The organism is Marinobacter sp. (genome assembly GCF_052094685.1).
Taxonomy (GTDB): Bacteria; Pseudomonadota; Gammaproteobacteria; order Pseudomonadales; family Oleiphilaceae; genus Marinobacter.
Map to the genome: position 1 here is coordinate 1 of NZ_JBQDKB010000085.1, position 15,366 is coordinate 15,366.

12 protein-coding genes and 1 tRNA gene are annotated in these 15,366 nt (G+C 53.5%); 7 read left to right on the plus strand and 6 right to left on the minus strand.

Going from position 1 to position 15,366, the window contains the following annotated elements; all coding sequences use genetic code 11:
- Positions 1-135 precede the first annotated feature (135 nt).
- The 4 genes from groL to gspD all read left to right on the plus strand — a co-directional run bounded on the left by groL (position 136) and on the right by gspD (position 5,604).
- Positions 136-1,791 (plus strand): chaperonin GroEL, encoded by a 1,656-nt coding sequence (gene groL, locus ACTH3S_RS14685; protein WP_441809756.1) that lies wholly within the window; start codon positions 136-138, stop codon positions 1,789-1,791.
- Between the two features lie 176 nt (positions 1,792-1,967).
- Positions 1,968-2,759 carry a type II secretion system protein N gene (gspN, locus tag ACTH3S_RS14690; protein WP_441809757.1) on the plus strand — a complete coding sequence of 264 codons (792 nt, stop codon included), beginning with the start codon at positions 1,968-1,970 and terminating at the stop codon, positions 2,757-2,759.
- On the plus strand, positions 2,759-3,616 hold the full coding sequence (locus tag ACTH3S_RS14695) for a type II secretion system protein N (protein WP_441809758.1): 858 nt from the start codon (positions 2,759-2,761) through the stop codon (positions 3,614-3,616). Before gspN ends, ACTH3S_RS14695 begins: the two co-directional genes overlap by 1 nt.
- Positions 3,617-3,648: 32 nt before the next feature.
- Positions 3,649-5,604 carry a type II secretion system secretin GspD gene (gene gspD, locus ACTH3S_RS14700; RefSeq protein ID WP_441809759.1) on the plus strand — a complete coding sequence of 652 codons (1,956 nt, stop codon included), beginning with the start codon at positions 3,649-3,651 and terminating at the stop codon, positions 5,602-5,604.
- A 12-nt stretch (positions 5,605-5,616) separates the two neighbouring features.
- Here the strand turns inward: gspD and ACTH3S_RS14705 are convergent, their stop codons facing one another.
- The 6 genes from ACTH3S_RS14705 to purE form a co-directional block, all read right to left on the minus strand.
- A complete protein-coding gene (locus ACTH3S_RS14705; RefSeq protein ID WP_441809760.1) occupies positions 5,617-7,623 on the minus strand; it encodes a M48 family metallopeptidase in 2,007 nt (668 codons plus the stop codon).
- An 11-nt stretch (positions 7,624-7,634) separates the two neighbouring features.
- Positions 7,635-8,222 carry a LemA family protein gene (locus ACTH3S_RS14710; RefSeq protein WP_441809761.1) on the minus strand — a complete coding sequence of 196 codons (588 nt, stop codon included), beginning with the start codon at positions 8,220-8,222 and terminating at the stop codon, positions 7,635-7,637.
- A 23-nt stretch (positions 8,223-8,245) separates the two neighbouring features.
- Complete coding sequence (locus ACTH3S_RS14715) at positions 8,246-10,306, minus strand: putative bifunctional diguanylate cyclase/phosphodiesterase (protein ID WP_441809762.1); 2,061 nt, start codon at positions 10,304-10,306, stop codon at positions 8,246-8,248.
- A 266-nt stretch (positions 10,307-10,572) separates the two neighbouring features.
- Positions 10,573-11,151: a superoxide dismutase [Fe] gene (gene sodB, locus ACTH3S_RS14720; protein ID WP_441809763.1), complete on the minus strand. Its 579-nt coding sequence runs from the start codon at positions 11,149-11,151 to the stop codon at positions 10,573-10,575.
- Between the two features lie 90 nt (positions 11,152-11,241).
- Complete coding sequence (locus tag ACTH3S_RS14725) at positions 11,242-12,366, minus strand: 5-(carboxyamino)imidazole ribonucleotide synthase (RefSeq protein WP_441809764.1); 1,125 nt, start codon at positions 12,364-12,366, stop codon at positions 11,242-11,244.
- On the minus strand, positions 12,363-12,857 hold the full coding sequence (purE, locus tag ACTH3S_RS14730; RefSeq protein ID WP_441809765.1) for a 5-(carboxyamino)imidazole ribonucleotide mutase: 495 nt from the start codon (positions 12,855-12,857) through the stop codon (positions 12,363-12,365). The genes ACTH3S_RS14725 and purE overlap by 4 nt, the downstream gene beginning before the upstream one ends.
- 150 nt (positions 12,858-13,007) lie before the next feature.
- On the opposite strand from purE, the gene ACTH3S_RS14735 reads away from it, so the two are divergent.
- From ACTH3S_RS14735 to ACTH3S_RS14745, 3 genes are all read left to right on the plus strand, one after another.
- A complete protein-coding gene (locus ACTH3S_RS14735; protein ID WP_441809766.1) occupies positions 13,008-13,973 on the plus strand; it encodes a hypothetical protein in 966 nt (321 codons plus the stop codon).
- A gap of 259 nt (positions 13,974-14,232) precedes the next feature.
- Complete coding sequence (locus ACTH3S_RS14740) at positions 14,233-15,039, plus strand: DUF2846 domain-containing protein (RefSeq protein WP_441809767.1); 807 nt, start codon at positions 14,233-14,235, stop codon at positions 15,037-15,039.
- Between the two features lie 130 nt (positions 15,040-15,169).
- A tRNA-Val gene (locus ACTH3S_RS14745) sits at positions 15,170-15,245 on the plus strand.
- Positions 15,246-15,366 lie beyond the last annotated feature (121 nt).

The following is a 15,366-nucleotide window of genomic DNA, read 5'->3' on the forward strand; positions in this document are numbered from 1 at the left end:
GACGGTGAAGAGCTGCTCATCATGAGCGAAAGCGATATTTACGGCGTGCTTGAGTGATCGCTGAAGCTATTCGCACGAACAGTCATTAACCCGATTGATTCCACGAATTCGGTTTAACGAACAGGACTAGAAAACATGTCAGCAAAAGAAGTCAAATTCGGTGATAGCGCTCGTAAGCGCATGGTCGCAGGCGTCAACATCCTGGCGGACGCAGTAAGAGTAACGCTTGGCCCCAAAGGCCGTAACGTGGTTCTGGAGAAGTCTTTTGGCTCTCCATCTATCACTAAAGACGGCGTATCGGTTGCCAAAGAAATCGAACTGAAGGACAAGTTCGAGAACATGGGCGCCCAGATGGTAAAGGAAGTTGCTTCCCAGGCCAACGATACAGCAGGTGACGGTACCACTACCGCGACCGTTCTGGCTCAGTCCATCGTTAACGAGGGCGTGAAGGCAGTGACTGCCGGCATGAACCCGATGGATCTGAAGCGCGGCATTGATAAGGCAACTGCAGAAGCAGTAAAAGCCATTCGCGAAATGGCCAAGCCTTGCGACGATAACCGCAACATCGCTCAGGTTGGCACTATCTCAGCCAACGGCGACGAGACCATTGGCAAGCTGATTGCTGATGCGATGGAAAAAGTGGGTAAAGAAGGCGTTATCACGGTTGAAGAAGGCCGTGGCCTGGAAGACGAGCTAGACGTAGTTGAAGGCATGCAGTTCGATCGCGGCTTCCTGTCTCCGTACTTCATCAACAACCAGGACAACATGTCTGCAGAGCTTGATGACCCGTACGTACTGCTGGTCGACAAGAAGATCTCCAACATCCGTGAGTTGCTGCCAACTCTGGAAGCTGTTGCTAAGGCTGGTAAGCCGCTGATGATCATCGCTGAAGACATCGAAGGCGAAGCGTTGGCGACTCTGGTTGTAAACAACATGCGCGGTATTGTGAAAGTCGCTGCTGTTAAAGCACCTGGCTTTGGTGATCGCCGTAAGGAAATGCTGCAGGACATCGCCATTTTGACCGGCGGTACTGTGATTTCTGGAGAAGTGGGTCTGAGCCTTGAGAACACCACTCTGGACGATCTGGGTACCGCCAAGCGTGTGAACCTGACCAAAGAAAACACCACCATCATTGATGGCGCTGGCGCACAGGGCGACATTGAAGCCCGTGTGGAGCAGGTTCGTAAGCAAATTGAAGACAGCTCTTCAGATTACGACAAAGAGAAGCTTCAAGAGCGTGTGGCCAAGCTGGCTGGCGGCGTTGCCGTTATCAAGGTAGGCGCGGGTTCTGAAGTGGAAATGAAAGAGAAGAAGGCACGCGTTGAAGATGCCCTTCACTCTACCCGTGCTGCGGTTGAAGAAGGCATTGTGCCTGGTGGCGGCGTAACTCTGATTCGCGCTATTGCTGCGCTGGATAACGTTGATGCCATCAACGAAGAGCAAAAAGCGGGCGTGAACATTCTGCGCCGCGCTATGGAAGCGCCTTTGCGTCAGATCGTTGCCAACGCAGGCGGTGAATCGTCGGTAGTTGTTGCCAAGGTGCGTGATGGCGAAGGTTCTTTCGGTTATAACGCTGCAACTGAAGCTTACGGCGATATGCTGGACATGGGCATTCTCGACCCGGCCAAGGTAACTCGCTCTGCGCTGCAGGCTGCGGCTTCTGTTGCCTCTTTGATCATCACCACTGAGGCGATGATTGCGGATGAGCCAGACGATGGCGCTTCTGCTGGCGGCGGTATGCCAGATATGGGCGGAATGGGTGGAATGGGAGGCATGGGCGGCATGATGTAATGTCGGTCATAGCTTGCTGATTCCGACCACGTCTCAAAATTCGGGGCGTGGCCTGATCTGCTTTTAAAAACCCCGCGTTGGTTCACACTGACGCGGGGTTTTTTGTTTTTTTGTCATGAACTTGACCAGAGCGTTTGCTAGACTCGGCAACCGGTCAACTGTCTGTGTGTAACCGAATGAGTACTGCTGAACCAAAATCTTTTCTTCGCCCCGGCAAGCTATGTTTGCTTGTGTTGCTCGGGCTGTTTATCTATCTCGGTACACTTGTTGTTTTTGTTCCCGCCGGTTGGGTGTGGCACCAGGCCTCTGCTTACGTTTCCTTGCCGCCTCAGGTGCAAGTTCGCCAAGTGGCAGGCAGGGTGTGGGATGGTGCTGCTGGTGTGGTTGTCGCGGGTTTCCCTGTGCGTGTTCAGTGGCAGTTGGGTTGGCCGTCTCTTACGGCATTGGAGCAGCCAGTTCAGATTTCGGTGGACTCTGTGCAGTCGTCGGTTTCAGGTGATATAACTTTTGGCTGGCCTGAGCGTGCGCGGGTGAATGCTCGCGGTCATCTTGCCGTGGCAGAGTTTGAGGAGTTAATTCGCCGCAGTGGTGGGGCAATGATTGAGGGCGACGTAAGCATCGATCGGCTGGCATTAGAGTGGGCAGATGAACGCATTCAGCACGCGGATGGTCTTGGCCGATGGGCCGGTGGCCAAGTGAGCTGGCCCATGGGTAACCAGACTGGGCAGGCGGAGTTCCCGCCCATGCAGGTTAACTTAGACACAACAGACGGCGGTGTGGCGCTGGTTGTTGCCGAGCAGGCGGGCAATGGCCCAGCGGCAGATGCCAATATTCTATGGAATGGGATGATGGAATTGCGGGTTTACAAGCGCATGATTGACCTGGCTGGCCAACCGTGGCCAGACTCCGCAAGCTCCGACGATGTTGTCTTCCGCGTACGGCAGCCGCTGTTACCAGGGGCCCGTTGATGATTGCTATGCCGGCCCAGGAAACCCAGCACAGGATTGCGAAAATAGTCGCCAATCTGTTGCTTGTGTGGCTGGTGGTGTACTTGAGTGTGGCTATGGCAAACATCACTTGGCTTTTTGCTTGGCAGGACAAACCGGTTGCTGTCGCTCCTGCGGGGGGCTCGGCAGGAACTCAGGCTTTTGAGAATTCCGGCAGCTACCCTCTGGCGAGCTATGAGTTTTTTGGCCGGTCAGAAACCCCGGGCGAGGTGGCCGAAGCCGTTAAACGCTCGGCCCCTGAAACTGGGCTAAGGCTAAAACTTGAAGGTGTTTCGGTAGGCCAGCGCCCGGAAGCCTCCGGTGCTATAGTGGCCGGCAGCAATGGCGAAACCGCTTGGTACCGAGTGGGTGATCTGCTGCCAGGCAATGCCGAGTTGGCAGAGGTAGAGCCGGGGCGCATTCTGATTCGCCGTGGCGGGCGCTACGAATCCTTAACGTTTGAAGAGGATGACGTTTCCACAATGGTTGCAGAAGTGGCCCAAGTGCCTGCAGAATCATCACCGGAAGCGTTTCTTGATAATGCCCGGCAACAGTTGGATAGCGCAGGTGCCGCCGCATTGACTCCCTATGGCCTTAGCCCCGTGGATGAGAGCGGTGGTTCAGGCTATGTGTATAACGGCTCTAACGCCATGCTGAACGCTGTGAATCTCAAAGCCGGAGACGTCATTACCGCGATCAACGGGCAGCGCCTGGGTGATGTGCAACAGGACAGGTCGCTGCTGGAAAGCTGGCGCGGCCAGGCAAGTTTGGATATAGAAATCGAACGTGATGGGTCTTTCCTCACGATAAGTTATGCCATACCTGAGCAGTGGCGCTGACAGGGTTCATCGATACAGGACGATATCGCCAGATGTATAACCACAAGACAAATTTTCTGCGGGCCTTCGCTCTGCTTATTCTTCTTCCATTAATGTCGGCAGCGTACGGCCAAGATGAAACCTGGCGGCTAAACCTTAAAGATGCGGATATACGCGCCTTTGTTACTCAGGTGGCCGACATTACCGGTTACAGTTTTGTGGTGGACCCTCGGGTGAAAGGGAAGGTGACCGTGCTTTCCAGTGCCCCAATGAACAAGAACGAAATATACGACCTGTTTCTTGCCGTGCTAAATGTTCACGGGTTTACAGCCATACCCGGCGAAGAGGTCATCAAGGTGGTACAGCAGGTGGACGCAAAGCAGTCTGCTGAAGTATTGGGCAGGTTCCCGAGCATTCCTTCCGAACAGCTTATAACCCGGGTTATTCAGATAAATAATGCCAACGCATTAGAGTTGGTGCCTATCCTTCGGCCTTTGGTGGCAAAGTATGGCCACCTTGCGGGTGTTGCTGCGGCTAATGCGCTGATTATTAGTGACCACTCTTCCAACATTAAGCGCATGGAGCAAATTGTTCGGGAGCTGGACAGCCCCTCTAAGTACGAAGTGGAAGTGATCAAACTCAAGGAAGCTTGGGTGGGCGATATGGTTACCCTGCTGCAAGAGTTGGCTCCGGATGAGTTAGGCCGTGGAGGCAGCGACCAGTCTGCCAGAAAATACAGTGTCACCGCCGATGAGCGCAGCAACCGGTTGATTCTCCGAGGCGATGAATCCTTTCGCGGTAAAATACGCGGTCTAATCACACAGCTGGACCAGCCTTCGGCCAGTGGTGGCGCAACCAAAGTTATCCGCCTTAAGCATGCCGATGCGAAGAACCTCACTGAGATTCTGAACGGCGTCATGGGTGAGCGAACTAAGGAGGGCACCGGTGGTGCTGCAAGTGGCGGTGCCAGCACGAGGCCCCAAGGTAGCTTTACGGTGTTTGCTGACGAGGGGCTGAACGCACTGGTGGTTCGTGGCGAGCCTTCGCTGATGCAGGAAGCCGAAGAAATTGTGGCGGCGCTGGATGTGCGACGTGCTCAGGTAATGATTGAAGCGGCCATTGTAGAAATTAGCGATGAGCTGGGCCAGGATCTTGGCGTTCAGGTAGCCTTGGGCGATGAGTCTGGCTCCTCTACGCCTGTGATGGGAACAAACTTTGGTAATGTAGGCCAGAGTTTGGGTGATGTGCTTAGCGCAATACTGACCGAATCTGCCATAGCGCCGGCAGTTGGGGGCATCACGGTAGGAGCCGGCCAGAGAAATGAAAATGGCATAAGCTGGGGCGTTCTTCTGCAAGCGCTTTCTACGTCTGCAGCCGCTAACTTGCTGTCGACGCCGAGCCTCATTACCTTGGACAATCAAGAATCTGAAATTATTGTCGGCCAAAACGTTCCGTTCCGTACTGGGCAGTCCACCGTAACGGGTGATGGCACCACCAACCCGTTTACCACGATTGAGCGTCGGGATATTGGCCTTACCCTGAAAGTAACTCCAACGATCAGTGCGGATGGTCTGGTGAGGCTGGTAGTAGAGCAGACCACTGAAAGTGTGGCCGACAGTATTGAAGATGCCTCGGATATTGTGACCAATAAGCGTGAAATCAAAACAACTGTGTTGGCAGATGATGGTGAAACCATCGTGTTGGGCGGTCTCACCCGCGATGATTACATGGTCAACAGGAGCAAGGTTCCCCTGCTGGGCGATATTCCCTATCTCGGTCGTCTGTTTTCATCTGAGTCTGAGCGCCGGGTAAAGCGCAATCTGTTGGTGTTTTTGCGGCCGAAGATCATGCTGGGTAAGTCTGATGCAGTGGCTGCCACGTCGGAGAAGTTCAATAAACTCTGGAAGGTAAATCTCGATATTCGCGATAAGCTCGGCCTACCTGAAAGAAGAAGCAATCCGAACGTTGAGGTGCTGTTCAGCCCGGGGGAGGGTGCGCTGGCTCAGTAACCAGCTCTCGGTTCACACCACCATCGGCGGCATAGGGCAGTCCATTTGATCTGCCACTAGCCTCATGAGTTCGTATTCCCGCGTCTCAATCACGCCATCATAGGTGATGCAGTGCCCGCAGGCGTCGATGACAGCGGGCTTCAGTAGAGGTGAAAGCCCGTTCAGCGCCTTCAACGCTTCCTGCAATTGCCGCATAGTGACTTTTGCCAGTATGGGCTGATCGGTATTCCCGTTGCTGGCGAAGCCTGCGATGGCCTCGTGGTAGAGGCTTTCTGCTCCCTGTTCATCACCTGAGCCAGCTCTTGCTAGCAGGCTTAAAAGCCTTTGTAGTGCCGGCATAACCGATTTATAGCTACGATAGCGCACAGGTGTTGCCCTTTCGGCATCAGCTCCTAGGTGGCGGGAAAGAAAGCTGGTAAGTGCCAGTTCAAATAACGTGACTCGGTTGTCTGCACCCACCAGTTTCCTAACATTTTTAATCAGTTCGGCGCGCTCGTCTGGGTCTAGCTTACGCAGGGCCGGCATGGCCAGCTCCAGCGCTGGGAAGCGCACAGCCTCTCCAATATTCTGAAGTGCCGGGATGAGTTTGGCGAGCAGATCCGGTTGGGCACTGAATAACGAATGATTGGGCAATAATTTGAGGCATTCCGCTTGCTGCTTTTGGGTCAGATCGCTGGTCAGTAGCGCGTAGCAGAGTTGAATGGCACCTGCCCGGGTATACAGTAAACCGCGAAACGTTGACGGTAAGCGCTGCAGCAGTTTAATGGCAAAGTCTTCGCCTTCTGGGCTGATTGTACCGACACGTTCCGATAGTGTTTGGGCGCTGGCCATTTCCAGTACAGGTGCAGCAATCGCTGAGCCAGCCGGTGATGTGCGCCGTCGGTCGGAAGCTGTGGTATAGAGGTCTGCTGTGTCACTGGCAAAACTCGATGCAGCTGATGGGCGATTCCCGCCCGAAGCTGTGCGCAGCCTGGCGCCAGATTCGGTATCCCGTAGGCGACTTTTCAGGCGGGCCATAAGCCCAGGCTGGATGGCGTTAATGCGTTGTTCAATCGGTGGGTGAGAGGCGAGCAGCGAGCTGAACTTCATGCGTGCGGCTTCGCCAAAGCACATGTGGTTCATGTCGTTGGCATGGCCGGTGGTATCTAAATAGCTGCTCCGTAGCCCAATTTTGAATAGGGCCCCGCCAATGCCGTCTGGATTGCGGGTAAATTGCACCGACGACGCATCAGCGAGGGTTTCTCGTTGGCGCGATACAGCAGCCTGAATAAGCCGGCCGAAAAACACGCCCACATAGCCGATTACAAACAATGCCACGCCAAGAAGTCCCAAGGCCATTTGGGCCCGACTGTCTCGGTTGCGGGCCGTCGTTCGCCCGCCACTGTAAAACGACGACCGAAGAAGGAAACCGCCAATTTGGCCGATCATCAAAATGCCAGCAAGCAGAGCGATGAGGCGTACGTTCAGGCGCATATCGCCATTGAAAATGTGACTGAATTCGTGGCCGATAACGCCTTGTAGCTCGTCTCGGGTTAGCTGGGTGATTGCGCCATGGGTGACCACCATAACGGCGGAGCCGGGGGTGTATCCCGCCACAAAGGCGTTGATGCCTGTTTCATTATCCATAATGTAGAGTTCTGGCACGGATACGCCGCTGGCAATGGCCATCTCCTCTACGATATTGCGCAGTTTGCGTTCATGGCTGTCGCGGGTGTCCGGATCAATAGGCCGGGCACCCACCATTTTCGCAACGCGGCTTCCACCTCCGGCAAGATCTACCCAGCGTATGAGGGAGCCCATACAAATGAGGATCACCACAGCTGAAGCAGTGATCAGGCCGTGGCTGGAGAGCAGCCAGTAATGGAAGGGTTGGCCGGAAGTTTCACTGCGGGTTACCAGATAACCCACCACGCACACGGCCAGGGTAATCAGTACCACGGCAGTGAGAAACAAAAGAACCAGAAAGCTGGTGTTGCGCCGGGCACTGGCCTGGCGCTGGAAAAAACCGGGATGAGCCATGTGTTAGGGCCTCAGAAGGCCACTTTGGGCGCCTGGCGGGCTTCGGGAGACTCAAGCTCCAGTTGGGAGGTTTCCTTGAATGAGAACATGCCCGCGATCACGTTGTTGGGGAACTGCTCGCGGAAGGTGTTGTAACTCATTACACCATCGTTGTAAGCCTGGCGGGCAAAGGAAACGCGGTTTTCTGTGCTTGAAAGCTCTTCCATCAGTTGCTGGATGGTCTCGTTGGCCTTCAAGTCTGGATAGTTTTCTGCAACCGCATAAAAATTGGCGAGGGCTTTGGTGAGTAGGTTCTCGGCTCCACCAAGGCGCTGGATCTTGGTGCCGTCGCCAGGGTCTTTAGCCGCATCTTTTTGGGCGCTTACGGCATTGTTTCTGGCTTCCATGACCTGAGTCAGCGTTGATTTTTCGTGCTCAAGGTAGGCTTTGGCGGCTTCGACCAGATTAGGGATAAGATCGTGTCTGCGCTGAAGCTGAACATCAATCTGGGCAAAACCATTTTTAAACTGATTGCGAAGAGAAACCAGGCGGTTGTAGATAAAAATCAAATAAAATGCCGCAACGGCAATAACAATCAGGCCAATAATGGTAGTGCCCATGGCAACTCCTCACAGGTAATGAATCAGGCGTTATTTTCTACTATATTCCGATGGAATCCCTTAACAAACGTCTCAAACTCCGCAGGGCGTACCGGCTTGCTGAAGAAGTACCCTTGAGCCAGCTTGCAACCGCGTTGGCTCAGATAATACTCCTGTTCTGCCGTTTCTACGCCTTCTGCAACAACCGTTAGATTAAGGCTTCTGCCGAGATCAATAATGGTGTTTGTGATGCGGGTATCTTCCTCATTGATCAGCAAATCCCGTATAAACTGCTTGTCGATTTTCAGGTGCTGTACCGGCATTTTTTTGAGATAGGTAAGGGATGAGTAGCCGGTGCCGAAGTCATCTACCGCAAGGCTGATGCCCGCTTGGTTCAGGGTGTGCAGTTTGGCCACGGCATCTGACAGGTTGGTCATAAAACTGGTTTCTGTGACTTCGAGCTCTAACCGGCCTGCGGGAATATTGTGACGTTTCAGCGTGTCTAGAATGTCATCCACAATGCGATCTTGGCGCAACTGCACCGCAGATAAATTTACGGCGATACGTAGCGGCAAACCTTTGTCTGCCCACATTTTGGCTTGTAGGCAGGCCTGCTCCAACACCCATTGGCCAATCTCAACGATGGTGCCATTGTTCTCTGAAACTGGAATGAAGTGATCCGGCGGCACCAGTCCGCGCACAGGATGTTCCCAGCGAAGCAGAGCTTCTGCACCAATCACTCGTTTTGTTTGAAGATCTATCTGGGGCTGGTAAACCAGGTGGAACTGGTTCATTGCCAGAGCTTGTGAAAGATCCTTCTCGAGTTGTTTGCGATCGCGGATTTCTTGGTCGATGCTTGCCACGTAAAATTGGAAGTGATCCCGGCCCTTTTGCTTGGCCAGCATCATGCTTTGTTCCGCGCTCTGGAGCAGTCGGTCTGGCTGGATGGCATCGGAGGGGTATAGCGCAATGCCCAAGGTTGCGGTTATGGAAATGTTCTGGCCTTCCACACCTATGGTGTCACTAATGTCAGCCAGAATGGCTTCAGCGGTATCTGCCGCCTGAAAACCATCCTTGAGTCCTTTTTCGACAATAACAAACTGATCCCCACCAAGGCGGGCTATGGTGAAGCGCGAGCCGCTCAGGCAGTCAATGAGGCGATCTGCGACAGTTTGCAGGGTGAGGTCCCCCGTACGGAAGCCGCATTGATCGTTAATAGATTTAAAGTCGTCGATGCCACAAACAATTACGGATAGCAGGGTGTGGTTGCGCTTCGACTCTTGAATGTCTGCATGCAACAGCTCCATAAAGCTGTCTCGGCTGAGCAGCCCGGTAAGCTGATCGTAGCGGGCGAGCCGGTTCACTCGGTCTTCGGCTTCACGATGGCGCTTTTGGCTCTCGCCAATGCCAATAAGTAAGGTGTTGGTAGCGTTCACCCAATGCCCCAGTTCGTCCTTTTCATGGCCAGCTGGCGTGGCAATCAGGCGGTCGTCTGGGTGTGCAGGGTCCACCTGTTTTACGGAGTGCACAATGCGTAACAATGGGCGGGTTAGCAGCATGTAAAAAACGAAGTACAGCACCATGCCCAGAATCACCGCTGTAGCAATTACGGAGGTGAAGGTGACGATGGCACGGCCCAGCCATATGCTGCCAGCCGGCGCGGTGTCGTAGTGGACAATGAAGTAGCCATATACGGTGTTGAGGTCGCCGTTGCGCTTCAATTCTGTGCGGAATTGACGTTCTGAACCAAAAATCCAGTTAATCAGCGGCCGGTATGTGCTGTCGATTAGGGGGCGCTCACGGGTGCTTAGGGGCTCGCCATTGGCATGAAGAATCTGGGCCAGGTGCACCGCTTCCCGGGCGAACAAGCCATCGACCACTTGGTTTGCCAAGTCTGCGTCTATGCTGAACACTGCCTGGGTGGTCGCATCTTTGACCATGGCAATGGTTTGGCTGGCTTGGCTGTCCAGATCAGTCGATACGCGCCGTGCATCAAGCACTACCTGTATGGCACTGACAATCACACCACTGATCAGTGCGACCGCGAGTATCCACCGAAGGATGCGGTAATCAAGGCGGTTTTCGACCTCAAAAGGTTTCTGCATTCAGCCTCATCTGTAGCCTATTCATTAGGCATCCATATTTGTAGCCAGTGATTGTTGGCTAAATAACATAACACATTGCCGACAACACGGATGATGGCTCAGGTTAAGTTACACTACATGGATTATCGGCGTTTTTATTAAATACTTCAGAGTGCTTACGTGTTTATTTGTAAGTTTGACGAATAATCACACAAAAAATGCCCGCTAGCAGCGGGCATTTTTTATTCAGCCGTTGCCGGCTGTATCTGGAAAGCCTGTTTGCCTAATTAGGCCAGGTTTTCGTTCACGAAATCCCAGTTAACCAGGTTCCAGAACGCTTCCAGGTAGTTTGGGCGGGAGTTGCGATAATCAATATAGTACGCGTGTTCCCACACATCTACGGTTAGCACTGGTTTATCAGCGCCGGTCAGCGGTGTTTCTGCATTGCTGGTGTTGGCAATAGCTACGCTGCCGTCTGCTTTCTTGACCAGCCAAGTCCAGCCAGAGCCGAAGTTGTTTGCTGCTTTGTCATTGAACTCTTTCTTGAAGTCGTCGAACGAGCCAAAGGCTTTTTCGATCGCTTCTTTGGCCGCACCGGTAGGCTCGCCGCCGACGTTCGGGCTCAGGCAGTTCCAGTAGAAGGTGTGGTTCCATACCTGGGCTGCGTTGTTGAACAACGGGCCGCTGGCGCTTTTGATGATATCTTCAAGCGACTTGCTGGCGTTGTCGGTACCTTCAACCAGGCCGTTCAGCTTGGTGACGTAAGTGTTGTGGTGCTTGCCGTAATGGTACTCGAGGGTTTCAGCGGAAATGTGTGGTTCCAGTGCGTTCTTTTCGTAAGGTAGTGCTGGAAGTTCAAATGCCATGAGGTCGTCTCCCTGTTTCTCTCAGTTTTAATTGAATGTCACCGCTCTAATATAAGGTTGATTTAAGCAATATCAACCCTGCAAGGCGATTCAGCCTTTGCTGTTGGCGTCTAACGAACTGCTGAACTCGGGGCTGCCCGGCAAAAACTGCGCGCAGTTCCTTACCCGCCAGACCAGTTCGGCGTAGCTGTCTGCCAGAATGTTTACGTGGCCAAGCTTGCGGCCAGGCCGTTCACCTTTATTGTAGAGGTGTACATGAGCGTAAGGGAGTTCCAGCAGGCGTTCAACATCGCCATGCTCTGCGATGATGTTAATCATGCAGCTCAGGCCGCGCGGTTCAACGCTGCCTAAAGGGTGCCCGCTCACGGCCCGAATGTGGTTCTCAAACTGGCTGGTCATTGCACCTTCAATGGTCCAGTGCCCTGAGTTATGAACCCGTGGAGCCATCTCGTTTGCGACCAGGCCAGTGGCTGTTTCAAACAGTTCAAGGGTAAGTACACCTACGTACCCCAGTTCGTTAAGTAGAGCTTTGATATGGTGCTCTGCATCTTCTTGAACGTGTTTTTCCAGCTTCGGTGCCGGGGCAATGGAGTAGCGCAGAATGCCTTCGTGATGAACGTTTTCTGAGATGGGATAAAAGGCCAGTTGGCCATCTTCAGCCCGCACGGCAATGATGGACACTTCACGGCTGAATTCTACAAATTTTTCTACCATTAGCCGTGGGTGGCCGATGGATTCCCAGGCCGCTTCCGCATCTTCTGGGCTCTTTAGTACGGCTTGGCCCTTGCCGTCGTAGCCTTCGGTGTTGGATTTAGCCACCACGGGGCAACCCAGACTTTCGGCTGCGGCTTTGAGGGATTCGGCGCTGTCTGCGATTTTCCACTGAGGCGTTGGAATGCCAAGTTCACCGAACAATGTTTTTTCGGCTTCACGGTTTTGGCATATCTGTAGAGCGCGAGGGCAGGGGTGCACTGGCTTTTCTTTTGCCAGTTTTTCCGCAACGTCTACGGGAAGGTGTTCAAACTCGTAGGTTACACGGTCTACCCGCGACAAAAAGTCGTCCAGGTATTTACCTTCGCGATCAATGATGGTTTCCCCCAGTCCGGCGCTGGGGCTGCCTGATATATCATAAAAAACAAAGGTTTTGGCCAGTGGATATCCAGCGAGGGCGAGCATTCTTCCCAATTGGCCGGCACCTAATACACCAATTCTCATGTGTGCTCTCTTGGATCTGGGTTGTCTAGGATCGTTTGGGTTTGTGTCGCCCGGAACTCATCAATAGCTTTACGAACGCCTGCATCAGAGGTGCCTAATATCTGCGCTGCCAGTAGGCCGGCGTTTGTCGCACCAGCGTTGCCGATAGCCAAAGTACCTACGGCGATTCCGCCCGGCATTTGTGCAATAGACAGCAGCGAATCAAGGCCGCTCAGGGCTTTAGATTGTACGGGTACGCCCAGTACCGGTAGCGATGTCTGGGAAGCGATCATGCCGGGTAGGTGTGCTGCGCCGCCGGCGCCTGCAATGATGACTTTCAGGCCGCGGTCGGAAGCGCTTTTGGCGTAGTCGAAAAGTAGATCCGGGGTGCGGTGGGCTGACACGACTTTGGTTTCATAGGCCACGCCGAGTTTGTCGAGCATGTTGGCGGCGTGTTCCATGGTGGGCCAGTCGGATTTGGAGCCCATGATCAGTCCTACAAGCGGCTGCATACGCAACAGTCCTGTGATAATTGGAAAGCCGGATATTGTATGTTTTGGCTATCGGCCATGCAAGGAAGGCGGCCTTGTCATTTCAACCTACGAACAAGTGCATGTATTATCGTTGGCAATTCATGGAACCGCCCATATCTAGGAGCAGTAATGGAACCCATCCGTCCAGATGACGATGACCTGAGAGCCGAACGGCCTGTTGGCTCGTCTCAGAAGAAGGCCCCAGCTCAGAAGAAACCTAAACCGTCAGCTGACGGCTCAGTTGATCAGCCCAAGCCACCGAAGCCGGCCAAGGGCGGCAAGAGCAACAGCGGGGGAGGCGGCGGTGGGTCGAGTTTGGCGGTGTTGTGGTTGTTGGTTCTTGTTGTGGCTGTAGCCTCGGTTGCGGGGTGGTATTTCCAGAATCAGCAAATTCAGATGCTTGAAGTGCAAGTTGAAGAGGCGGATTACGGGGCACGGCAGAGTAAGTTAGCGCTGGCCAGGTTTGAGGGCGATCTTTCGGAAACCGGGGAGAGTCTGCAGGAGAGTCGCGCCTCGTTGGCCGAGCAGGTTAAAGCCCAGAAGAAGCAGCTTGATGCCGCAGATAGCGAGATTCGTAAGCTTTGGGTGATCGCAAATGAGCGCAACAAGAAGCGATTGAATGACCAGCAGGAGCGTGTTGCAGCTATAGAAGCCGGGCTGGCGGAAAGTGAGAAGGCTATGGCGGATATTGGTTCAGCGGTTGAGAAGGTTCGAACATCGTTAGGTTCGGATCTTGCCGCGTTAACGAAGCAGACGGAAACGTCGGTGGCTGCTTTAGAAGATGCGAATCGCCAGGCAGCGGAGCAACTGACCAAACTGAGTAAACAGTTGGCGAATGTGGATCAGGTGGTTGAGCGGCGGGTGCGTCGTTTTGAGCAGGAGCAAACGCTGGGAATCAGTGGCATAGAAGGGCGCTTGTCGGCTTTGGAGAAAAAGCTGTCGAGCCGCAGTGATGTTAAAGATCTCAAAAACGAGTTGGCGGCATTGAAGCGGAATGTTCAGGCGATTGATTCGTCCCGTGCTCAGGTTACGTCGCGCCTGGTGCGTTTGTCTGAGGAGGTTAATCAGCTGCGTAGTCAGGTGGCGGGCCAGTAGCCGATCTGAAATTCGTATTCAGGTGTTTAAGTGGCGTCGCAAGGAGGTGGCGCCCGGTATTGTAACGGTTTGTTATTCATCCCTTGCGGTGGCTCTCATTTATGCGGTTCGGCAGTTGCTATGATCAGGCAACTCACCAAAGGATGAAGAGTTAACAAAAATGAAAACCCCAGTACTTTGTTTCGAGTCGTTCAAACTGTTTTTTGAGCCCTTTAAGTGGCGCTCGTTTTGCTCCTGTGTGCTGTTGATTTTGCCGTTGATGTCCGTGCCAGGCTGTACGATCTACCAGTCCATCGGTAAAAGCGTAGGATCTTACCTGCACCCGGTTTCTGGCCATGATTTTGTGCATATTGATAACGACAGCTGGGATCGCAAGCATGCGGTTCTGTATTTCTATCGCACGGATTCCCAGTGGGCCGCCGATGAAATTGAAGCACCCAGCGTGTATGTCGATGACAGTCATTATTTCAATATCCGCAATGACAGCTTTACCTGGTTGGTGGTTAGCCCCGGAGAGCGCCAAATCGCTATGCGCCGGCCACTACTCGGGCTTGAAGGATTAAACTCGTTCAGCCTTAGCTTGATTGCAGATGCCACCCTTAAAGTTGAGCCCGGCCAGATTTATTATCTGCGATATAACGAGCTAACTGAGCCAACCCAGAGTAATCCTGAGTTAGATCCAGAGCACCCGCTGGCGCAGGGTGATTTGCAGTTGGTTACCCGTGATTACGCCATGCAGTCGCAAGAGATAGTGTCAACCCGCTTTTTGAACAGCGATTTGCTGGCACCTAATCACGCCGCCGCCTCCATTGTGGAATCCAATGAGGATGCCGATTACGAGCGGCGTATGGCGCTTCTGGAGGAGGAGCGTGAAGCTGAGCTGGAAAGGCTGGAGCGTGAGGGGCAATACCAATCAGCCTCCTGGTACTGGCCATTTGGTGGCGACCCGACAGTTCCGTTGGAGACAGATCAGAAAATTGAACAACTGGAGCAAGAGTACGCAATGTTGGAGCAAGAGCGAGAACGCAGAGCGGCGGCCGAGTCGGATGGTTGGTGGATTTTCTAGAGTTTCTGGAAAAAGATTTGACACCGCTGGGCAAATGCTTAAAATGCGCCTCTCACTTGGTTGAGCAATAACGTTTGTTCGCAGGCAATATTAGCGTTTTCAAGTGAGTGCCTTTGAAAGGTACCAGTGTGGGTGGTTAGCTCAGCTGGGAGAGCATCGCCCTTACAAGGCGAGGGTCACTGGTTCGAGCCCAGTACCACCCACCACTTTCTTTCAAGGCAAGCATTGAACACTTGAGTTCGGTGCGCGATTCAGGCTTAATGCCGGGTCGATGCGGAGTGGTAGTTCAGTTGGTTAGAATACCGGCCTGTCACGCCGGGGGTCGCG